The sequence below is a fragment of the Thermasporomyces composti genome (assembly GCF_003386795.1).
Lineage (GTDB): Bacteria > Actinomycetota > Actinomycetes > Propionibacteriales > Actinopolymorphaceae > Thermasporomyces > Thermasporomyces composti.
Window position 1 is genome coordinate 3,971,447 of sequence record NZ_QTUC01000001.1, and the last position, 21,486, is coordinate 3,992,932.

General features: G+C 70.1%; 20 protein-coding genes. 15 read left to right on the plus strand and 5 right to left on the minus strand.

Annotated elements, in window-relative coordinates; translation table 11 throughout:
* Positions 1–16 precede the first annotated feature (16 nt).
* Complete coding sequence (locus DFJ64_RS17255) at positions 17–1,375, minus strand: DUF1015 family protein (protein ID WP_211310649.1); 1,359 nt, start codon at positions 1,373–1,375, stop codon at positions 17–19.
* A gap of 75 nt (positions 1,376–1,450) precedes the next feature.
* Between DFJ64_RS17255 and DFJ64_RS17260 the strand changes: the two genes are divergently transcribed.
* The 11 genes from DFJ64_RS17260 (at position 1,451) to DFJ64_RS17305 (ending at position 13,301) form a co-directional block, all read left to right on the plus strand.
* The gene (locus DFJ64_RS17260; RefSeq protein WP_115851375.1) at positions 1,451–1,852 is read left to right on the plus strand and encodes a tetratricopeptide repeat protein; all 402 of its coding nucleotides are present in this window, start codon (positions 1,451–1,453) and stop codon (positions 1,850–1,852) included.
* Entirely contained in the window at positions 1,849–2,916 is a 1,068-nt protein-coding gene (locus tag DFJ64_RS17265) for an HAD-IIA family hydrolase (protein ID WP_115851376.1), read from the plus strand. Before DFJ64_RS17260 ends, DFJ64_RS17265 begins: the two co-directional genes overlap by 4 nt.
* Positions 2,917–2,983: 67 nt before the next feature.
* Positions 2,984–3,190: a hypothetical protein gene (locus DFJ64_RS20005; protein WP_245941200.1), complete on the plus strand. Its 207-nt coding sequence runs from the start codon at positions 2,984–2,986 to the stop codon at positions 3,188–3,190.
* The gene (locus DFJ64_RS17270; protein WP_245941201.1) at positions 3,165–3,989 is read left to right on the plus strand and encodes a TlyA family RNA methyltransferase; all 825 of its coding nucleotides are present in this window, start codon (positions 3,165–3,167) and stop codon (positions 3,987–3,989) included. Before DFJ64_RS20005 ends, DFJ64_RS17270 begins: the two co-directional genes overlap by 26 nt.
* On the plus strand, positions 3,986–4,951 hold the full coding sequence (locus DFJ64_RS17275; RefSeq protein ID WP_115851378.1) for an NAD kinase: 966 nt from the start codon (positions 3,986–3,988) through the stop codon (positions 4,949–4,951). The genes DFJ64_RS17270 and DFJ64_RS17275 overlap by 4 nt, the downstream gene beginning before the upstream one ends.
* A 10-nt stretch (positions 4,952–4,961) precedes the next feature.
* Entirely contained in the window at positions 4,962–6,761 is a 1,800-nt protein-coding gene (gene recN / locus DFJ64_RS17280) for a DNA repair protein RecN (RefSeq protein ID WP_115851379.1), read from the plus strand.
* 134 nt (positions 6,762–6,895) lie between these two features.
* Positions 6,896–8,080 carry a putative cytokinetic ring protein SteA gene (gene steA / locus DFJ64_RS17285; protein WP_115851380.1) on the plus strand — a complete coding sequence of 395 codons (1,185 nt, stop codon included), beginning with the start codon at positions 6,896–6,898 and terminating at the stop codon, positions 8,078–8,080.
* Positions 8,077–9,222: a copper transporter gene (locus DFJ64_RS17290; RefSeq protein ID WP_170152657.1), complete on the plus strand. Its 1,146-nt coding sequence runs from the start codon at positions 8,077–8,079 to the stop codon at positions 9,220–9,222. Before steA ends, DFJ64_RS17290 begins: the two co-directional genes overlap by 4 nt.
* A 265-nt stretch (positions 9,223–9,487) precedes the next feature.
* On the plus strand, positions 9,488–10,558 hold the full coding sequence (locus DFJ64_RS17295) for a glycosyltransferase family 4 protein (protein WP_115851382.1): 1,071 nt from the start codon (positions 9,488–9,490) through the stop codon (positions 10,556–10,558).
* Positions 10,559–10,782: 224 nt separating this feature from the next.
* On the plus strand, positions 10,783–12,573 hold the full coding sequence (locus DFJ64_RS17300) for a CTP synthase (protein WP_115851383.1): 1,791 nt from the start codon (positions 10,783–10,785) through the stop codon (positions 12,571–12,573).
* A gap of 29 nt (positions 12,574–12,602) precedes the next feature.
* Positions 12,603–13,301, plus strand: a complete 699-nt coding sequence (locus DFJ64_RS17305; protein ID WP_211310651.1) for an NUDIX domain-containing protein — start codon at positions 12,603–12,605, stop codon at positions 13,299–13,301.
* Between the two features lie 68 nt (positions 13,302–13,369).
* On the opposite strand, the gene DFJ64_RS17310 is transcribed toward DFJ64_RS17305, so the two are convergent.
* The 4 genes from DFJ64_RS17310 to DFJ64_RS17325 form a co-directional block, all read right to left on the minus strand.
* A complete protein-coding gene (locus DFJ64_RS17310; RefSeq protein ID WP_245941202.1) occupies positions 13,370–14,443 on the minus strand; it encodes an aminotransferase class V-fold PLP-dependent enzyme in 1,074 nt (357 codons plus the stop codon).
* 56 nt (positions 14,444–14,499) lie between these two features.
* Positions 14,500–14,829 carry a DUF2087 domain-containing protein gene (locus DFJ64_RS17315; protein ID WP_115852200.1) on the minus strand — a complete coding sequence of 110 codons (330 nt, stop codon included), beginning with the start codon at positions 14,827–14,829 and terminating at the stop codon, positions 14,500–14,502.
* A 177-nt stretch (positions 14,830–15,006) separates the two neighbouring features.
* Positions 15,007–15,450, minus strand: a complete 444-nt coding sequence (cynS, locus tag DFJ64_RS17320; RefSeq protein WP_115851385.1) for a cyanase — start codon at positions 15,448–15,450, stop codon at positions 15,007–15,009.
* A 60-nt stretch (positions 15,451–15,510) separates the two neighbouring features.
* Positions 15,511–17,040: a helix-turn-helix domain-containing protein gene (locus tag DFJ64_RS17325; RefSeq protein ID WP_115851386.1), complete on the minus strand. Its 1,530-nt coding sequence runs from the start codon at positions 17,038–17,040 to the stop codon at positions 15,511–15,513.
* Between the two features lie 264 nt (positions 17,041–17,304).
* Between DFJ64_RS17325 and ald the strand changes: the two genes are divergently transcribed.
* The 4 genes from ald to DFJ64_RS17345 all read left to right on the plus strand — a co-directional run bounded on the left by ald (position 17,305) and on the right by DFJ64_RS17345 (position 21,478).
* Positions 17,305–18,420, plus strand: a complete 1,116-nt coding sequence (gene ald / locus DFJ64_RS17330) for an alanine dehydrogenase (protein ID WP_115851387.1) — start codon at positions 17,305–17,307, stop codon at positions 18,418–18,420.
* Between the two features lie 110 nt (positions 18,421–18,530).
* The gene (xerD, locus tag DFJ64_RS17335; RefSeq protein ID WP_245941331.1) at positions 18,531–19,412 is read left to right on the plus strand and encodes a site-specific tyrosine recombinase XerD; all 882 of its coding nucleotides are present in this window, start codon (positions 18,531–18,533) and stop codon (positions 19,410–19,412) included.
* A gap of 162 nt (positions 19,413–19,574) precedes the next feature.
* Complete coding sequence (locus DFJ64_RS17340) at positions 19,575–20,510, plus strand: ParA family protein (RefSeq protein ID WP_115851388.1); 936 nt, start codon at positions 19,575–19,577, stop codon at positions 20,508–20,510.
* Positions 20,507–21,478, plus strand: a complete 972-nt coding sequence (locus DFJ64_RS17345) for a segregation and condensation protein A (RefSeq protein WP_115851389.1) — start codon at positions 20,507–20,509, stop codon at positions 21,476–21,478. The genes DFJ64_RS17340 and DFJ64_RS17345 overlap by 4 nt, the downstream gene beginning before the upstream one ends.
* Positions 21,479–21,486 lie beyond the last annotated feature (8 nt).

Consider the following 21,486-nt stretch of genomic DNA (forward strand, 5'->3'; position numbering starts at 1 on the left):
CGACCGGGCGCGACCTTCACCCCCACGCCGGCCGGTTCGGACCGGGAGACCGCGTCGTCTGGTCGTCGAAGGCCCGCATGACGAAACCCGTGCGCGGCTTGGGCCCGAACGAGGTCGACTTGCGTGGCATTCGTCCGCCCTCGCCGGCCACCGTCCACACGGTGGCCACGTCGACGGGGTTGAGCACGAACGCCACACCGCCGCCGTCACGCACCGCGTCGATGACGGCCCGCTCGTCGTGGACGTAGCTGATCGCTTCCTCAGCAACCCGGAGGGGGCCGCCCAGGAGGAGCCCGTGGAGGACGTCGGTATCGAGAAGGGGGCGTGACGCAAGGAGCGTGCTCTGGAACGCGGCCGCTCGGTCGTGCGGGAGCCGGAGGAGTACCCACTGGCTCCCATCAGTCGCGATGAGAGCGTGGGCAACTCCGGCGCACCCGGCGAGAGCCTTCCGGGCCGCCGCGCCATCGGCACCGAACATCTCGACCTGGAAGACCCCGGACGCGGCGTCGACCACGTCACGCAGGGTGCGGCCGGTGACGGTGCGATGGATCGCCGCAATCCCCAGGGGATGCGCGCGTTGGTCGACGAGGAGAGCGAGTCCGGCGTCCCACGGCCCGTTTCCGGCTCCCGCGGCGTGCATCTCCTCTCGGAGCCGGAGATAGGCGGCGTAGCGGTGGTGGCCGTCGGCGATGAGCGACTGCCGTGGAGCCAGGTCTTGCGCGATGGTCGCCAGGCGCTGTGGGTCGCTGATCCGCCACAGCCGGTAGCTGGTGCCGTCCGGCCCGTGTGCTTCGACCATCGGTGGCGTGGCGCTCACCGCCTCCACGATCTCGGTGGTCGTGCCGCCGCCCTGGTAGACGAGCAGGATCGGTTCGAGGTTGGCTCTCGTGACGCGCATGAGAGCCAGGCGGTCCTGGACCGGCCCGGGAAGGACGTCCTCGTGGGGGAGGACGACCCGCTCGTCCGGATCGCGTAGTTCCACGGCGCCGATGAGTCCGCGGAGCACGCCGGCCGGCGACCCGCGGTTCTCAGGTCGACCGTCGACCTGCTCGTAGACGTAGAGGGCCGGCTCGGGGTCGACGACCAGCACGCCGTCGCCGCGCCACCGGGCGAGGAGGTCACGTGCCTCGTCGTACCCGGCGTCATGCGCGGCTGCCCGTTCTGGCCGCCGAGTGGGTTTGGTGGCCCGTGGAAGAATGATTCGGACGATGTTGTGCGGGTCGGTCGCTCGCAAGGCGGCGACGCCGGCTCGGTCGAGGGTGTCGTACGGCGGCGCCGTCACCGCGGCGAGGTCCTCGACCCGCTCTGGCGCATACCGCAGGCCGCGGAAGGGTTCGAAGGTCAGGGGGCGCCTGCGACGCGCGGCATCAGTCACGCTGGGCCATGGTAGGTGCTGGCTGGCGGCGCCCGGCGAATCGATCGGCATTGGCGTCGGAGAGGAGGCGTGGCCATGGAGCAAGCCGGTAGGCCCGCAGGAGAGGTCTACGACTGGTATCGGCGAGGCCTCGATCTGCTCGCGTCCGGAGACGCGGCCGCGGCGGCGCAGGTGCTCGGCCACGCGCACGCCGTCGAGCCCGGTTCGAAGGCGATCCGCGAGGCGTTGGCTCGGGCGCAGTTCAACTCGCGGCAGTACTCCGACTCCGCCCGGACGTTCGAGAGCCTGGTCGCGGACAACCCCGCCGACGACTACGCCCACTTCGGTCTCGGTCTCGCGTTGAGCAGGATCGGCCAGCACCGGGAGGCGGCGCCTCACCTGGCGATGGCCGTGGCCATGCGTCCGTCCTCGAAGCACTACGCGAACGCTCTCCGTCAGGTACGTGCGACCTTGCGGGCACGCGAGGAGATGGAGTGAGCCATACCCTTCCCACCGGCCGGCCCCTGGGACTCCAGCCACTGAGCGAGGCGCCGCGTCCGCTGGTCGACCTCTACGACACCGGCCTGTTCGACCTGGATGGTGTGGTCTACATCGGTGCCCACGCGGTGCCGGGTGCGCCCGCCGCACTGGATCAGGCGCGGTCGAGGGGGATGCGGGTGATGTTCCTCACCAACAACGCGTCCCGCACGCCGGAGGCGGTGGCCGCGCACTTGACCGGTGTCGGCGTGCCGGCGACCGCGGAGGACGTGGTCACCGCCGCCCAGGCGGCGGCCGGCCTGGTCGCTGAGCGTGTCCCGCCGGGCGCTCGAGTGCTCGTCGTGGGCGGTGATGGGCTCGTCGCGGCGTTGCGGGAGCGCGGTCTCGTCCCGGTCTTCTCAGCGTCGGAGCGGCCGTCCGCGGTCGTGCAGGGCTTCCATCCGGATGTCGGCTGGCGGCAGCTGGCGGAGGGCGCGTACGCCGTCGCGGCCGGCATTCCCTGGGTGGCCTCCAACGTCGACGTGACCCTTCCCACCGACGGCGGACTGGCGCCGGGCAATGGCGCGCTCGTCGAGGTGATCCGGCTGGCGACCGGACGCGATCCGGTGGTCGCTGGCAAACCGGGTCCGACGCTGTTCACCGAGGCGCTCACGCGCACCGGCGGCCGGCGTCCGCTCGTCGTCGGTGACCGCCTCGACACCGACATCGAAGGTGCCCACGCGGCCGGGCTGCCGAGCCTGCTGGTGCTCACCGGGGTGACTCGACTGCGTGACCTGCTGACCGCGCCCCCCGCGCGCCGACCGACGTACATCGCCGCCGATCTCGGCGGCATGTTCGTCGCCCACCCGCGCCCGGTGGTGCGGCCCGGGCACGCGAGCTGCGGTGGATGGGCGGTGGACGTGCGGCCCGGTCACGACGGTGCGCGTCGTGCTGTCCTCACGGGGGAGGGCGACCCGCTCGACGGGGCTCGTGCGCTCCTGGCGGCGGTCTGGAGCGTGCCCCAGCCTGTCGACGCCGACGAGGCGCTCGAGCGCCTTCGCCGCGGGGGCGCCGCGGTCGGCTGACGCGGCGGGTCGTAGGTTCGTCGAGCGGGTAGGAGCTCGCCGACGTACGAGGTGCGGAGGTGGAACCATGAGCCACGAGACGCCGGAGGTCGCGCGGACGTCGTATGAACCGACCGGGCGACCCGAGATCGACGTGGTTCTGGATCGCCTGGAGGAGCTCGACGGACGGCCTCCGATCCAGCACGTCAGCATCTACGAGGACATCCACCGGCGCCTCCACGACGTCCTGCTGGAGGCGGGAGAGTCCAGTGACCAGGCGACCGGAAGGTCGTGAGCGAGCCGCTCGGCTGGACGTGGCATTGGTGCGCCGAGGCTTGGCCCGCTCCCGTTCCCACGCGGTCGAGCTGATCCAGGCAGGTCGAGTGCGGGTCGGCCAGCGCCGAGCCGTCAAGGCGGCTATGCCGGTTCCCGCCGACGTCGTGGTGACGGTCGACCAGGACGCCGTCGAGTACGTCTCTCGTGGCGGCCACAAGCTCGCGGGCGCCCTCGCCGCCTTCCAGCCACAGGGCCTGCGGGTCACCGGTCGGCGGTGCCTGGACGCGGGCGCCTCGACGGGCGGCTTCACCGACGTCCTGCTCCGGGCGGGCGCGTCGACGGTGGTCGCCGTCGACGTCGGTCACGACCAGCTCGCACCCTCGCTCCGCGCCCACCCAGCGGTCGAGGTCCACGAGCGAACCCACGTCCGTGACCTCACCGTGGAACGGATCGGCGGCCCGGTCGACCTCATCGTCGCGGACTTGTCCTTCATCTCCCTCACTCACGTGCTGCCGACCCTGAGCCAGCTGATCGTCGACGACGGTGACCTCGTCCCGCTGGTCAAACCACAGTTCGAGGTGGGGCGCGACGGTCTGGATCGCAACGGGGTGGTTCGTGACGCCGCCCTGCGCGCGCACGCGGTTCGCAAGGTCGCTCACGCTGCCGCGGAGGTCGGGCTCGGCGTCGCTGGCGTGGTCGCCAGCCCGCTACCCGGCCCGACCGGCAACCGGGAGTACTTCCTGTGGCTGCGACGGGGAGCGGCCCCACTCGACGAGATCGAGCTCGCCCGCGTCTTCGCGAAGGAGACGTCACCGTGAACCAGGACCGCACGGTTCTCCTCGTCGTCCACACCGGGCGTCCCGAGGCGGTCAGCCTCGCCAGGGCCGCGGCGGATCGTCTCCACGACGCCGGCATTCGCGTGCGGGTGCTCCGGTCCGAGGCCGACGAGCTGGCTCTCGCCAGCGCCGAGGTCGTCGAGGCATCAGGCGATGCCGCCGCCGGCTGCGAGATCGTCATGGTGCTCGGAGGGGACGGCACGATCCTGCGCAGTGCCGAGGTCGCTCGGACGACGCGGACTCCGATCCTCGGCGTCAACCTCGGTCACGTCGGCTTCCTGGCCGAGTCCGAACGCGACGACCTGGCCGCGACCATCGACCACGTCGTCCACCGCAGGTACGCGGTCGAGGAGCGGATGACGCTCGACGTGACGGTGACGCTCGACGGAGTCGTGACCGCCCGGCAGTGGGCGCTCAACGACGCCAGCCTGGAGAAGTCCGCTCGAGAACGCATGCTGGAGATCGTCGTCGAGGTGGACGGTCGGCCCTTGTCCCGGTGGGGCGGTGACGGCATCGTGGCGTCGACGCCGACCGGTTCGACGGCGTACGCGTTCTCAGCTGGCGGTCCGATCGTCTGGCCGGAGGTGGAGGCGATCCTGGCGGTTCCGCTGAGCGCGCATGCGCTGTTCGCGCGTCCGCTCGTGGTCTCCCCGAGGTCGGTGATCGCGGTGGAGCTTCTCCAGCACTACAACGCCGGCCCTGGCGTTCTCTGGTGCGACGGCCGGCGCACCGAGAGCGTCCCACCGGGATCGCGTGTCGAGATCCGCCGCGGCGACCTGCCCGTCCGACTGGCTCGCTTCCACCAGGCGCCGTTCACCGACCGGCTGGTGCGCAAGTTCGACCTGCCCGTCCACGGCTGGCGCGGTCGGGTCCGTCGCGAACGTCGTGAGCCCGAGCTCTCCGCTGACCTGCGAAATCCTCCGGACGTCGACGCCGCGCCGTAAAGTTCCAGCGATGCTGGAGGAGATTCGGATCCGAGGGCTCGGCGTGATCGAGGATGCCGGGCTGGAGCTCGACCCAGGCTTCACCGTCGTCACCGGTGAGACAGGGGCCGGCAAGACGATGGTCGTCAGCGGCCTGTCCCTGCTGATGGGCGGGCGCGCCGACGCCGGTCTGGTCCGTCCCGGAACTGACCGCGCGGTCGTCGAGGGTCGGATCCGCGTCGATCCGACCTCACGCGTGGCGAAGCGGGTTGCCGAGGCGGGCGCGGAGCTCGACGACGACACCCTCATCGTCATGCGCACCGTCTCGCGAGACGGGCGCTCGCGCGCCTACGCGGGCGGCACTGGCGTGCCTGCCGGTCTTCTCGCGGAGCTGGCGGAGGATCTCGTCGCCATCCACGGCCAGTCTGACCAGATTCGGCTGCTCCGACCCGCGCGGCAGCGCGAGATCCTCGACCGGTACGCGGGTCCGGCGGTGGGGGAGCCGCTCGCCGCCTACCGGGAGCGCTACGCGCGACTCGGCGAGGTCGACGCGGAGCTGACCGAGCTCGTGGAGCGTGCTCGCGAGCGCGCCCAGGAAGCGGACCTGCTGCGGTTCGGACTGGGTGAGGTGAGCGCGGCTGACCCGCAACCCGGCGAGGACGAGGCCCTGGCGGCGGAGGAGGCCCGGCTCGCCCACGCGGATGCGCTTCGCAGCGCGGCCGAGGAGGCGCACGCCGCCCTGGTCGGCACCGAAGACCCAGCTGTCGAACCCGTCGACGCCTTCGCCCAGGTCGCCCGTGCCCGCAAGGTGCTCGACGCGGCTGGCGTCCACGACCCGGCTCTGGCGGCGGTGTCGGAGCGCCTCGCCGAGGCCGCGGCGATCCTGGCCGACGCGGGCGCCGACCTGGCGTCCTACGCCGCGAGCGTGGACACCGACCCGGCTCGGCTGCGCGCGGTCACGGAGCGGAGGGCGGTGCTCGCCAACCTCACCCGCAAGTACGGCGACACCATCGACGAGGTCCTGGCGTGGGCGAGGCAGGCGGCCGAGCGTCTGGCGACCCTCGAGGGCTCCGACGACCGCATCGCCGCGCTACGGGCCGAGCGAGAACAGCTCGTGAGCGACCTCGCCCAGCTCGCGGAGAAGGTGAGCGCGGGTCGTGTCGAGGCCGCCGCTCGCCTCGGCACCGAGGTCACCGCGGAGCTCGCCGCCCTCGCGATGCCCCACGCGACGCTCACCGCCGCTGTCACCCAGACCGAGCAGCCAGACGGAGGCCTCGCGATCGGGGGACGTTCCCTAGCCTTCGGGCCGTACGGCGTCGACGACGTGGAGTGGCTGCTGAGCCCGCATCCGGGCGCGCCGGCTCGTCCGATTCACCGTGGCGCCTCCGGTGGCGAGCTCTCGCGGATCATGCTGGCGGTGGAGGTCGTGGTCGCGGGCAGCGACCGCATCCCGACCTTCGTCTTCGACGAGGTCGACGCCGGGGTTGGCGGGCGAGCCGCCGTCGAGATCGGTCGCCGGCTCGCCCAGTTGGCCCGGACCGCCCAGGTGGTGGTCGTCACCCACCTTCCCCAGGTCGCCGCGTTCGCTGACCGCCACTATGTCGTCCAGAAGAGCAGCGACGGGTCGGTGACTCGGAGCGGTCTGGTGCGGTTGGACGACGCCGGCCGGGTCGAGGAACTCGCCCGGATGCTCGCCGGGCTGGAGGGGTCCGCGAGCGCTCGTGCCCACGCCGAGGAGCTGCTGGCGACGGCGGCGGCCGTGCGAGCGGGGGAGGCTGCGGCACGACGCGGCCGCCGGACATCCGCGCGACGACGCCGGACCATGGCGTGAGCTCGACGAGCCCCGACTCTCGTCACGCCCGGTGGCGCGAGTCGAGGATGGCGCCTCGCGGGTTGTGCGACACAGCGACGGCGGGTATGTCCGTGATTGTCCGTGCCGCCGCCCTGCAATGATACGGGTCTGTCATGAAACTCCCGCTCTCGCGCCGTGCCCGGTCCGCGCCGCTGCCCGGGATCGTCGGCGCCGCCAGGCTGGACATCCGCACCAAGAACCTCCTCAAGCGCTTGCGCCCGGGCGACATCGCCATCATCAACCACCTCGACCTCGACCGGGTGAGCGCTGAGGCTCTCGTGGAGGCTGGCGTGGTGGCGGTCGTGAACGCCGCCCCCTCGATCAGCGGGCGTTACCCGAACCTCGGTCCCAGCATCCTCGTGGAAGCGGGCATCCCGCTCGTCGACCAGGTGGGCATGGAGGTGTTCGCCAGGGTCGCCGAGGGTGACACCGTTCGCTTGGACGGGGGAGTGCTCTACCGCGGCGAGGAGCCCATCGCCGCGGGTGTCGTCCAGACCGCTGAGTCGGTCGCCCGCGCGACGCAGGAGGCTCGGGCGGGCTTGTCGACGCAGTTGGAGGCCTTCGCCGCGAACACGATGGAGTACCTGCGGCGGGACCGCAATCTGTGGCTCGATGGGGTGGGCTTCCCGGACCTCGCCACCGACCTGGAGGGTCGGCACGTCCTCATCGTGGTGCGCGGGTACCAGTACCGCGAGGATCTCCAGGCACTGCGTCCCTACATCCGCGAGTACCGTCCGGTGCTCATCGGTGTCGATGGCGGCGCTGACGCTCTCCTCGAAGCCCGCTACCGACCCGACATCATCCTCGGCGACATGGACTCGGTCTCCGACATGGCGCTGCGCTCGGGCGCGGAGCTCATCGTGCACACCGACCGGGAGGGACGTGCGCCGGGTGCCGAGCGCTTGGAACGACTCGGGCTGCGGGCTCAGGTGGTGGTGGCGGCGGGAACGAGTGAGGACGTCGCCATGCTGCTCGCGGACGCGAAGGGCGCCCAGCTCATCGTCGCGGTCGGGGTGCCGCAGTCGCTGGAGGAGTTCCTCGACCGCCGCCGGTCGGGTATGGCGAGCACGTTCCTGACGCGGTTGCGGGTGGGCGCCAAGCTGGTCGACGCCAAGGGGGTGAGCCGCCTCTACCACCCTCCCAGGCCCCAGGTCTGGCCCAGCGTTCTCCTCGTGGTGGCCGGGTTGGTGGCCTTCTGCGCGGCGGTCGCCGCGACGCCCGGCGGCTCGGGACTGCTGGAGAGCGTGAGTGCGGTCTGGAACGACCTTCTCGACTGGATACGGGACGTGGTGACGTGATCGATTTTCGGGTCGTACTCGCCTCGCTCGCGTCGATCTTCTTCGCTCTGGCCGTGGGGGTCACCCTGGGCGCCGGGCCGCTTCGAGGTGACGCCGACGAGCATCTGCGAGCCGAACTGCGCCAGATGGGTGCCGAACAGGTGACGCTGCGACGGCAGGTGGAGCGCCTGGAGCGCATGGCGCGCTACCACCAGGCCTTCGCCTCGGCCGTCGCGCCAAGCCTGGTCAAGGAGAGGTTGAGTGGGCAGCGCGTCGTCGTGGTGGCACTCCCGGGCGCGGACGACGCGACGGTCACGAACGTGCGGGGCATGCTGGCCGCTGCGGGCGGCACTGTGACGGGCACGGTACGGGTGAGCGAGCGGTGGGCCGACCCCGCGCAGCGGCAGTTTCTCGACGAGCTGATCAAGCGTCTCCCGGCGAGGGTCGCCGACGGCGCCTCCACCTACGAGCGCGCCGGCTCCCTCGCGGCCCGTGCGCTCGTCACCCGAAGCGAGGACTCCAGTCCGACGGACGAACCGCGGGACTCTGAGCAGACGCCTGAGCCCGGCCAGACGCCGGAGGAGACGCCTGGCCCCGAGCAGGTACCGGACGGCGAGCAGGCACCGGCGACGGATTCCGCTGGGACGGATTCTGCTGGGACGGAGGGGTCGTCCCGTCCGGACAAGACAGCTGCCATGATCATCGGTGCCCTGCGGGAGGGGCGGCTTCTCCAGGCCGACGCCACGCTCTCGCCCGCTGACCTCGCGGTCGTCGTGGCGCCGGCGCGGCCGGGTCAGGGGAACGAGGCCACCGAGGCATGGCTGGCTTTGGCTCGCGCCCTCGACCAGAACAGCCGCGGCGTCGTCGTCGCCGGCGGCGGCGCGTCCACGCGGGGGCTGGTGGCGGACCTTCGCGCGAACGCTCAGGTGAGCGCGGAGGTCTCCACGGTTGACGTCGCCGACCTGACCAGCGGCCAGGTCGCGGTGGTGTGGGCGCTCGTGGAGCAGCAACACGGTGGCGTCGGTCACTACGGCGCCGTCGAACACACCCATGGCGCCGCGCCGAAGGAGACACCCGGGCCGGAGCCGCGGGAGTCGGGTACCGAAGAGGTTGGCCCCGGTCAGGCTGGACGCGATCAGTCGAGCTCCGAGCAGACCGGGTAGGTCGAGCCTTCGAAGGCTTTCGTCGGCGGCGGGCCTCGGTGTCGCGTCGACGTTCAGCTGCTGTCCAATGCGGTGGGCCGAGCCGACGGGTTGGCCGCGTGTCGGTCGTTTGTCCCGTCGATGCCGTTCGCGACACTGGGCTCGTGGGTCACCGTGGCGCTGTTCCCGTCGTTCAGCCGTCCGGACGCCGCGTCGGTGGCCTCAGGCCACGTGCTGGGGCGCTGACGCCGGCGGCCGAGGCTAGGTCCTCCCACGGGAGCGGCGTGTGAGCAACCTGCGGGTGACGCTCGTGCTGGGGCCGAGCGAGGGTGGCGTCGGTCGCCATGTCCGCTCCCTGGCGTACCGGCTGTCGCAGGAGGGCGCCGCGGTCCGGGTCGTTGGTCCGGCGGCCACGGACGACCGGTTCGACTTCTCCTCTCACGCTGAGTTCGTCCCGCTCGAACCCACGTCGTTGAGAGACCTCTGGCGCCTTCGGCGTCGCCTGGCGGACGCGGACGTGCTCCACGTCCACGACCACGTGGCCGCCCGGGCGGCCCTGGCGGTGCCCAGGTCGACGCCTGTCGTGGTGACCTGGCATCACCCCTTGCCGACGCGGAGCCTGAGCGGGCGAGCGTCGCGGGCGTTGGCGTCGGTCATCGTCAGGCGTGCTTCCGTCGTCCTCGGCGCGGCCGCGGATCTCGTGGAGGCAGCCTTCGCGTTGGGGGCACGCGACGCTCGGATCGTCCGCGTCGCGGCTCCGGAGCTCCCGTCTCCCACACGGACCCGAAGCCAGGCACGGACGGCCCTGGGGGTGGCTGGCAGGCCGCTGGTGCTCGCGCTCGGCGCGCTGGTGCCGGCCAAGCGGTTCGACCTGCTGCTCGACGCCGCGGCGGTGCTCATGCGGAGGGACGCCCTGCCGCCGCTCATCCTGGTCGCCGGTGAAGGACCGGAACGGGAGAGGCTGAACGCCCGGATTCGGCGGGAGCGGCTCCCGGTGCTGCTCGCCGGCCGGCGTGGTGACGTTCCTGAGCTTCTGCTGGCCGCCGACGCGGTGGTGATCCCCAGCGACTGGGAGGCACGGTCGACGGTGGCCCAGGAGGCGCTGCGGGCGGGCGTCCCGTTGGTCGCGACCAAGACAGGTGGCATTCCGGACCTCGTGGGGGACGCGGCGTTGCTGGTGCCGCCCGGTGACGCGGATGCCCTGGCCGCCGCCCTCGTCGAGGTCCTGGAGGACCCCGAGGTGGCCGCGCGTCTGCGGGAGCAAGGGCCCAAGCGGGCCGCCGAGTGGCCGACGGAGGAGGACACCGCGCTCGACATGCTCCGGGTCTACGGAGAGGTCACGGGCACGTCGGTCTGAGGGGTCGAAACGTTCGGTCAGAACCGGGCTGGTTGGTGCCTCCCGTTCTGTCCAAGGTCACGGTCGGTGCCCGAACCGTTCCGTATCGACACCGTCTGTCGACACCACAAACGGGGCGCGGCGCCGTGGGTGGCGAGAGCCCGATCGTTGATAGGCTGAAAGCCCGTGGACCTGCTGGATTCCGCCCTGGTGTCCGGCCACCGACCAGACCACGGGGAGTCGTTTTGAACGCCTCGACAAAGCACGTGTTCGTTACTGGAGGCGTCGCCTCCTCGCTCGGCAAGGGTCTCACCGCATCGAGTCTGGGCAATCTGCTCAAGGCCCGCGGACTCCGGGTGACGATGCAGAAGCTCGACCCCTACCTCAACGTCGACCCGGGGACAATGAACCCTTTCCAGCACGGGGAGGTATTCGTCACCGACGACGGCGCAGAAACCGATCTTGATATCGGGCACTACGAGCGTTTTCTCGATGTCGATCTCAGCCGTAGCGCCAATGTGACGACGGGGCAGATCTACTCGAGCGTGATCGCCAAGGAGCGTCGCGGAGAGTATCTCGGCGATACCGTCCAGGTCATCCCGCACATCACCAACGAGATCAAGGCGCGGATCCGGGCGATGGCCGGGCCGAACGTCGACGTGGTGATCACCGAGATCGGCGGCACGGTGGGTGACATCGAGTCGCTGCCCTTCCTCGAGGCCGTGCGCCAAGTGCGTCATGACGTCGGCCGCGAGAACGTGTTCTTCCTCCACGTCTCGCTCGTGCCCTACCTGGGGCCGTCCGGGGAGCTGAAGACGAAACCGACCCAACACTCGGTCGCCGCGCTTCGCAGTATCGGTATTCAGCCCGACGCGATCGTCTGCCGGTGCAACCGGGAGCTGCCTCCGAGCGTCAAGCGCAAGATCTCGCTGATGTGCGACGTCGACGAGGAAGCGGTCATCGAGAACCCCGACGTCCCGAGCATCTACGACCTGCCCAAGGTGTTGCACTCCCAAGGGCTTGACGCCTACGTCGTTCGTCGGCTCAACCTGCCGTTCCGCGACGTCGACTGGACGAGGTGGGACGAGCTTCTGCGCCGAGTGCACCACGCGACCCACCGGGTCACGGTGGCGTTGGTCGGCAAGTACATCGACCTGCCTGACGCCTACCTCTCGGTCACCGAGGCGCTCCGGGCGGGTGGCTTCCACCACGACACCAAAGTCGACATTCGCTGGGTTCCCTCGGACGCCTGCGCCACTCCTGAGGGCGCTGCGCAGCAGCTCGCCGACGTCGACGCGGTCTGCATCCCGGGTGGCTTCGGGATCCGAGGTGTCGAAGGCAAGATCGGCGCGATCCGGTACGCGCGGGAGAACCAGATTCCCACGCTCGGCCTGTGCCTGGGACTGCAGTGCATGGTGATCGAGTACGCGCGGAACGTGGCGGGACTGGAGGGTGCGAACTCCACCGAGTTCGACCCGAGCTGCGCTCACCCGGTGGTCTCCACGATGGAGGAACAGCGCGAGATCGTCGGGGGAGCAGGTGACCTGGGCGGCACGATGCGGCTGGGTCTGTACCCGGCGAAGCTCAAGGAGGGCACGCTCGTCAGAGCGCTCTACGACGAGCCGTACGTCGAGGAGCGTCACCGTCACCGCTACGAGGTCAGCAACGCCTACCGGGCCCAGCTGGAAGCGGCCGGTCTGGTGATCTCCGGGACCTCGCCCGACGGTCGCTTGGTGGAGTTCGTCGAGCTGCCCAGGGATGTCCACCCGTACTTCGTCGCCACGCAGGCGCACCCGGAGCTGCGTTCCCGGCCCATCCGGCCGCATCCGCTGTTCGCGGGTCTCGTCGCGGCGGCCCTCGCCCGTCAGCGGGAGATGCAGCTTCCGGTGGACGAGGTCGCCATGACCTTCACCAACCAGGACGAGGTCTTCGCCAACCAGGACGAGGACAGCCCCGTCACCAGCACGCCGTCGGCGGCGGAGGCAACCTCGGCTGAGGTCGGGGGGACCTGGATCCAGGCCGGTGCTCGTCAGTGACGGGCGAGGCGAGGAGAGAGGGCCGGACGGTGTCGTCCAGTCTGTCGAAGGCCGACGCCTCGAACGTCGTCCCAGTGGAGTCGCTTCGCGACGTACCGGAGCGGTGGCCGGTCCGGTCGTCCCACTGGGCGCTACGGACGGGGCGCGTCATCGGAGTCCGCACCGACGAGGTGGTGAACGCCGAGACCGGATTCCGTCGGGACGTCGTCGTCCACCCGGGAGCGGTCGGCATCATCGCCCTCGACGAGCGGGAGCACGTGCTGCTGGTTCGCCAGTACCGCCATCCGGTGGGGCATCGCCTCTACGAGCCTCCCGCCGGCTTGCTCGACGTCGCTGGGGAGGACTACCTCGCCGCCGCGAAGCGTGAGCTGTATGAGGAGGGCCACGTCCGTGCCCGTGACTGGCGGGTGCTCGTCGACGGGTTCACCTCGCCCGGCATGACGACCGAGGCGCTCCGCATCTACCTCGCCCGGGGGTTGGAGGCGGTTCCTGAGCACGAGCGCCACAACGGCATCCACGAGGAGGCTGACATGCCCGTGGCGTGGGCGCCGCTGTCGTCCATCGTCGCCAACATCCTGGCGGGGGAGCTGCACAACCCGACTCTTGTCATGGGGTGCCTCGCGGCGTGGGCAGCGCGCAACGGCGCCGGTTACGACGCTCTGCGACCCGCCGACGCCCCGTGGCCAGCGCGGGACGTCATCCCGTTCGACATGCCACCCTCCGCATAGCGGCTCGTCGTCGGCTGCCCGCCCTGACCGCGGTTGCGTGTCGAGCGCTTCCCAGGGTCGGAATGCCGTCAGGTGAGCGCCTCGACCGCGCGGTCGACGTCCGCCTCGGTGGTGTAGACGTGGAACGACAGCCGGACGCGGCCGGCGCGGACCGCGGCCCGCACTCCGGCTCGTGCCAGCCGCGCCTCCGCGTCGGGGATGGCGGTCGTGACGATCGCGGAGTCGCCGGCGGGGAGGCCGAGCCCGGCGCGGAACCGGTTGGCGAGTCCCACGTTGTGGGCGTGCACCTGTTCGACACCGATGTCAAGGAGCAGCTCCATGGCGGGAGCCGCCCCGACGAAGCAGAACCACGCGGGCGACACGTCGAAGCGTCGCGCGTTCGTGGCCAACCGAAGCGGGGGTCCGTAGTAGGCCTCATGAGGGTCTTGGCCGGCGTACCACCCGGCGGCCAGGGGAGTGAGCCGCTCCCGGAGGTGTGGAGCCAGGTACGCGAACGCCGCCCCTCGCGGCGCCATCAGCCACTTGTAGGCGGACACCACCACGGCGTCGGCTCGGCTCCACCGACGCGGCAGCCAGCCAACCGCCTGGGTAGCATCGACGACCACCGTGGCTCCGATCGCTCGTGCCGCGTCGACCACCGCGTCGAAGTCGGCGACCTCACCGGTCGCCGACTGCACGGCGCTGAACGCCACGACCGTCGGCTGTCGGCTTGTTCGCGGAGCCTCACAGACCGCCTCCGCCAAGCGCCCCGCCGGGACGAGGTCGACGTCGACGCCGCGGCTGGCTTGCACCAGCCAGGGGAACAGGTTCGAGGTGAACTCGGTCTGCGGGGCGAGGACCCGGGCCTTCGGCGGGAGCGCGGCCGCCACGAGGCCGATCAGGGCGGAGGTCGTGCTCCCGATCGTGATGTCGTCTGGCGAGGCGCCGATCAGCTGTGCGAACGCCGCCCGAGCGGTCGCCGTGGACTCGTCCCACGACGCCCAGTCGCAGCGGCCGTGTCGCCACTCGTCGAGCGCGGTCTGGAGGGCGGTCCACGCGGGCCGAGGCGGAAGGCCGACGCTGGCGGTGTTGAGCCAGCCAGGCGCGGCGTCCCAGAGCCGCTGTGCCTCGCTGATGTCCATGGCGTACCACTGTGCTACCACGGGCGTCTCCACCACGTCGCGGGTGGTCCTGAGAGCGTCCAGCGACCTCGACGGTCTCAGACGTCGACGGTGCCGCCGCTTCGCCAGTAGACGCCGTGGTGGCGGCTGAGGAAGCCATGGTCGACCAGCGCCCGGCGAAGCGTGGCGTGGTCGTCGTAGACGGCCGAGAGGATCCTGGTGACCACCGGCTCGGTGTAACGCAGGCCGGGCTCGAACAGCTGGGCCACGTGGTCAAGGAGCTGGACGCGTCGGACGGACTTGGCCGGCAGCGTGACGAGACGTCCGTCTCGCACGAACGCACGGAAGAGCGCACGGGTGGCCTCGTCGGCGTACTCCGGTAGACGGAGACGACGGCCGACGGTGGGGGGAGAGGACCGCGACGACACGGTGTCGCTCCCTTCCGGGTGAGCCGCTCCGCGAACACCTCGATCCAGTGTCGCAGCGATCACCGGAAAGGGAAACGATCGTGTCTGTCCCCCGTGGGACTCCTCACCGCTCGGACCGCCCACCACCGGTCAGCCGCCGTCCGCGCACGCGTAAGCCAGCCACCGGCGGTGACCCGGTCACCACTGGTACGGGAGGAACTTGCCGTTGAGGGTGACGACGACTCGGTCACCTTCGGGGTGGGGGACCTTCTCCACGTCCAGCCGGAAGTTGATGGCGCTCATAATGCCGTCGCCGAACTGCTCGTGGATGAGCTCCTTGATGGTGGGCCCATACACCTGGAGCACCTCGTAGAAGCGGTACATCGTCGGGTCCCTGGGAATCGCGGTCTCGAGGGCACCCCGCGTTGGCTGCAGCTGGAGAGCCTGGGCGACCTCCTCGTCCAAGTCCAGGATCCCAACGGCCGCCTGGGCCTGCTCGGCACTCATCGGATGTTGGCCGAGCAGGGCCGCCGTCGTCCACGCCACGGGGGCGCCAACCGCCTCGGCGATCCGCGCCCAGGTCAAGTTCTTCCGCACCTTCGCCGCACGCACCCGCTGCGCGGCCTCTTGCTTCGACAGCATGGGTTTCTTTCTCCCCCCGATGGTCCGGGCCACGCCTGCCGCGGCGTGGCGGCTGTGTCCTCAGATGTCGCGGAAGGTCTCGATCTTGGCGCCGAGGAGGTTGAGGCGTTCGGCGAGGTCCTCGTAGCCACGGTTGATGACGTAGACGTTGCGGAGCACGGACGTGCCCTTGGCGGCGAGCATGGCGAGCAGGATGCACACCGCGGGACGCAGCGCCGGGGGACAGATCACCTCGGTCCCCGACCACCGGGTCGGCCCTTCGACGTAGATGCGGTGCGGGTCGGCGAGCCGGACGCGCGCACCCAGCTTGTTGAGCTCGACCAGATGGATCGCGCGGTTCTCGTACACCCAGTCGTGGATGAGAGTCGTGCCGTGGGCCGTGGCGGCGATCACGGCGAAGAACGGCAGGTTGTCGATGTTGAGGCCCGGGAAGGGCATCGGGTGGATCTTGTCGATCGGCGCGCGCAGTTGGGAGGGCCGGATCGTGAGATCGACCAGCCGGGTGTGACCGTTGGCGGCGAGGTACTCCTCGCCGCGCTCGTAGTCCAGCCCCATCTCCTCCAGGACGGCCAGCTCGATCTCGAGGAACTCGATCGGGGCGCGCCGAATGGTGATCTGCGACCCGGTGACGATCGCGGCGGCGATGAGGCTCATCGCCTCGATGGGGTCCTCCGACGGCGCGTAGTCGACATCGACGTCGATGTCGGGGACGCCATGCACGGTCAGCGTCGTCGTGCCGATTCCCTCGATGCCGACGCCGAGCTTTGTCAGGAAGAAGCAGAGGTCTTGGACCATGTAGTTGGGGCTGGCGTTCCGAATGACCGTCGTGCCCTCCCGGCGTGCGGCCGCCATGAGGGCGTTCTCCGTGGCCATGTCGCTGCGCTCGGTCAGCACGATGGGACGGGTCACCTTGACCGAGCGGTCCACCTCCGCGTGGTAGAAGCCGCCGGTGGCCTTGACCTCCAGTCCGAGCTTGCGCAACGCCACCATGTGGGGCTCCACCGTGCGGGTGCCCAGGTCACAGCCTCCGGCGTAAGGGATCTTGAACCGGTCCTCGAGGTTCATGAGTGGACCGAGGAAGTTGAGGATCGTGCGCGTCCGCCGCGCCGCCTCGACGTCCATGTTGTCGAGGTCCAGCCGCGCAGGGGGGACGATCTCCAAGTCATTGCTGGCGTTCAGCCACCTCGTCCGCACACCGATGCTGTTGAGCACCTCGAGGATCCGGTTGACCTCCTCGATGCGAGCGACCTTGCGCAGCGTGGTCCGGCCCTTGTTGAGCAGTGAGGCGCAGAGCAGGGCGATGCCAGCGTTCTTGCTGGTCTTGACGTCGATGCTGCCGGAAAGCTCACGTCCGCCGACGACCCGGAGGTGCATGGGACCAGAGGTGCCGAGGGACACGATCTCGCTGTTCAGGGCGTCACCGATGCGCGCGAGCATCTCGAGGCTCAAGTTCTGCTGCCCGTGCTCGATTCGGTTGATCGCGCTTTGGCTGGTGCCGAGGACCTCCGCCAGCTGGGCCTGCGTCCAGCCGCGGTGTTTGCGGGAGTCACGGATCAGGCCACCGATTCGACGCAGGTACTCCTCGCTCATGGACGCGAGCTTATCTCACATGTGGTGTCGTGCTTCGCTTGACCCCTGGCTTTCAGTCCCTGATCCGAGGATTTTCGCTCGACATGACCTGCCTGGTGATGTTCGCAAAGGAGCGACACGGCGCTAGAGTCACGGGACGCGAGGGTGGCCGGGTCTACACTCGCCGGCCATGACGACACGGGACGTCCTACCACAACAGGATGGCCCGCGGGTCGGCCGCCACCCGTGGTCGACCATGGAACGTGAGGAAGGCGCTGAGGCAGCGTGAAGATCGGCGTGCCGAAGGAAGTTCAGCCGCACGAGTACCGGGTCGCGCTCACTCCGGCGGGCGCGCACGAGCTTGTCCGGCATGGTCACGAGGTGCTCATCGAGCAGGGGGCGGGCGTCGGCTCCACGATCCTCGACCGTGACTTCGAGCAGGCCGGTGCCCGCATCGTCCCCTCTGCGGAGGCGGTCTGGGCGGAGGCTGAGCTCATTCTCAAGGTCAAGGAGCCCGTCACCGCTGAGTACCACCTGCTCGGTAAGGGACAGGTCCTGTTCACCTACCTGCACTTGGCCGCGTCCCGAGCCTGCACGGACGCGCTGCTGTCGTCCGGGGTGACCGCGATCGCATACGAGACCGTTCAGCTCGCGGACGGTTCGCTCCCTCTTCTCGCCCCGATGAGCGAGGTCGCGGGCCGGCTCGCCGCCCAGGTGGGGGCGTACCACCTCATGCGCTCCTGCGGAGGTCGGGGCGTCTTGATGGGAGGGGTTCCTGGCACCTACGGCGCCGAGGTCGTCGTTCTCGGCGCGGGAGTCGCGGGGCGCAACGCGGCTGCCGTTGCGACGGGAATGGGCGCGCACGTCGTCCTCATCGACAAAGACATCGAGCGCCTGCGGCACGTCGACGAGATCTACCAAGGCAGGGTGCGCACCGTCGCCTCCAACGCGTACGAGATCGAGCGCGCGGTGCTCAACGCGGACCTCGTCATCGGTGCGGTCCTGGTACCGGGAGCTCGGACCCCTCGACTGGTCGACAACGCGCTCGTCGCCCGGATGCGCCCGGGGAGCGTGCTCGTCGATGTCTCCATCGACCAGGGTGGATGCTTCGAGGACTCCCGGCCGACCACCCATGACGCCCCCACGTTCCGGGTGCACGAGTCGGTCTTCTACTGCGTCACCAACATGCCCGGTGCCGTGCCGCACACCTCGACGTACGCGTTGACCAACGTCACCCTGCCGTACGTGCTGCAGATCGCCGACCAGGGCTGGCGGGAAGCGTGTCGACGCAACCCGGCCCTCTTGCGTGGCCTGAACACGTTCGACGGTCACGTTGTCCATGCCGCCGTCGCGCAAGCCCACGGGCTTCCGCATGTCGACCCTGCCGAGGTGGTGGCCTGAGCACTCGTTCGTCGTCCGTCACCGACGCCCGCGACGCGGGCGCCGGTCGTTCCGCCGCGTGGGCGAAGTCCACGGCCCTCGAAGAGGCTGTCGAGGGTTACCTCGACCACCTGAGCGTCGAACGCGGACTCGCCGCCAACACGCTCCTGTCATATCGCCGGGATCTGCGACGCTACGCGGACTTCCTCACAGCGCGCGGCGTTACCGAGCCCCGGCAGGTCGTCCCCGAGGACGTCACGGCCTTCCTGCTGTGTTTGCGTGAGGGCGACGACGAGCACCGCCCGCTTGGATCCAGCTCCGTCGCCCGCACGGTGGTCGCGGTCCGCGGGTTTCACAAGTTCACCCATCGGGAGGGCCTCACACCCGACGACCCGGCCCGTGACGTGCGTCCACCCGCCCTGCCCAGACGACTTCCCAAGGCGCTGCCGGTGGCGGATGTCGAGCGCATCCTGGAGGCCGCCGGCACCGGCGGGACGCCCCTCGCCTTGCGAGACCGAGCCCTCCTCGAGCTGCTCTACGGCACGGGAGCGCGGATCTCGGAGGCGGTCGGGCTCGACGTCGACGACATCGACCTGGACGCGGGGACCGTCCTGCTGCGCGGCAAGGGCGGCAAGGAGCGGGTCGTTCCGGTGGGCTCCTACGCGTGTGAGGCCGTCGCGGCGTACCAGGTCCGCGCCCGACCGGCTCTGGCCAGCGCCGGACGAGGTACGCCAGCGCTGTTCCTCAACGCGCGAGGCGGCCGACTGTCCCGACAAAGCGCGTGGACAGTGCTACGGAACGCAGCGGAACGGGCGCAGGTGCGTGCGGAGGTGTCACCTCACACGCTGCGGCACTCCTTCGCCACCCACCTGCTCGACGGCGGCGCCGACGTCCGCGTGGTTCAAGAACTGCTCGGCCACGCGTCGGTCACGACGACGCAGGTTTATACCCTCGTCACTGTCGACAAGCTGCGTGAGGTGTATGCCGCGACACACCCTCGCGCGCGGGCCTAGGGGCGTCGGATACGACTACCGTCGTAGAGAGCACGTGCCGCACGGCTCGCGGAACGCACGGCCGGTCGGTTCGGTACCTGGCTCGTCGCCAACGCCAGGACAACGTGAACTAGAGTCACCGAACCTGGGAGCCGGTCGTATCCGCGGACGGCGGGCTCGAGGATGTGGCAGGAGGTTACGCGAGCCGTGAACGACACCACGAACGGTCCCGGTACCGAATCTGCCAAGCTGTCGTCTCTCCAGCTGTCCCGCGACGACACCGACGGTCTGGAGGACGCGCCGGCTCCGCGGGTCCGTTTCCCCACGCCGCCGCCTCTGGACCACCACGGCCCAGCTCGCATCATCGGCATCGTCAACCAGAAGGGTGGCGTCGGCAAGACGACCACCGCGATCAACCTCGGCGCCTGCCTCGCCGAGCTCGGGCGCAAGGTGCTCCTGGTCGACTTCGACCCGCAGGCGTCGCTGACCATCGGTTTGGGGATCGACCCACTCTCGCTCGACGGGTCCACCTACGACCTGGTGATCGACCCCGAGACCACCGCCGAAGACATCCGGGTCAAGACCTGCGTGGACGGCATGGATCTGCTGCCCTCCGACATTTCCCTCTCCGGCGCGGAGATCCAGCTGGTCAGCGAGGTGGCCCGGGAGACGACGTTGTCGCGGGAGCTCGAGCCGCTCCGGCCCGACTACGACTTCATCCTCATCGACTGCCAGCCGTCCCTCGGCCTGCTCACGGTCAACGCCCTGACCGCTGCCGACGGCGTGATCATTCCCCTCGAGTGCGAGTACTTCGCGTTGCGCGGTCTCGGCTTCCTCGTTGATAAGACGATCAAGACCGTCCAGCAGCGGATCAACCCCAAACTGCGCATCGAGGGCATCCTGGCCACGATGTTCGACATGCGTACCGTGCACGCGCGCGAGATCCTCGAGGAGGTCGTGGAGCGCTTCGGCGAGACCGTCTTCCACACGATCATCTCCCGGACGGTGCGGTTCCCCGAGACCAACAAGCTCGGTGAGCCGATCACGACGTACGCGCCGAACAGTCTGGCCGCCGAGGCCTACCGTCAGCTCGCTCGTGAGCTTCTGTCCCGGCTGTGACGGCGACATCGGGAGTGACCGGTACCGACCTCGACCCGGGTGACCTGGCGGTGCCGGAGCGGACGGAGTCGGACGGTTTCACGGTTCGGCTGGAGAACTTCGAGGGTCCCTTCGACCTGCTGCTCGCGCTCATCTCCAAGCACAAGCTCGACATCACCGAGGTGGCGTTGTCGGTCGTCACCGACGAGTTCATCGAGTACATCCGGGCCAAGGGGCCGGAGTGGGACCTCGACCAGGCGACCGAGTTCCTCGTGGTCGCGGCGACATTGCTGGACCTGAAAGCGGCCCGGCTGTTGCCGCAGGGCGAGGTGGAGGACGAGGAGGATCTCGCGCTGCTGGAGGCGCGGGACCTGCTGTTCGCCCGCCTGCTGCAGTACCGCGCCTACAAGCAGGTCGCGGCGATCCTCGCGGACCGGATGGCCAAGGAGGCGCGCCGGTTCCCCCGGGCGGTGGGCATGGAGGAGCGCTACAGCAAACTGCTCCCCGAGGTGCTCATCGGCCTGGGAGTGGAGGAGTTCGCCCGGCTCGCGGCCAAGGTGCTGCAGCCCAAGCCGGAGCCGGTGCTCCCGCTCCACCACCTCCATCAGCCGCGGGTCAGCGTGCGGGAGCAGGCGGCGGTGCTGGTGGAGCGCCTGCGGCGGGTCCGGTCCGCGACGTTTCGGGCCCTGACGGCCGACTCGCCGAACCTCATGACGACGATCGCCCGGTTTCTCGCGCTCTTGGAGCTGTTCCGAGAAGGCGTCGTCGCGTTCGAGCAGGCCGCGCCGCTCGCGGAGCTCACCATCCGGTGGTCTGGGAGCGAGGAGGGAGAGATCTCGGTCGGGGACGAGTTCGATGAGGACGACGGCCCGGACTCCACCGGCGACGACTCGGAGGCTCGACCGGGATCGTCGGAGGACTCGCCTCCGGAGCAGGATGGTCACGAGGAGCCCGTGACGGAGGAGCAGCGAACGGGAGAGGTGTCGTGACGGAAGGT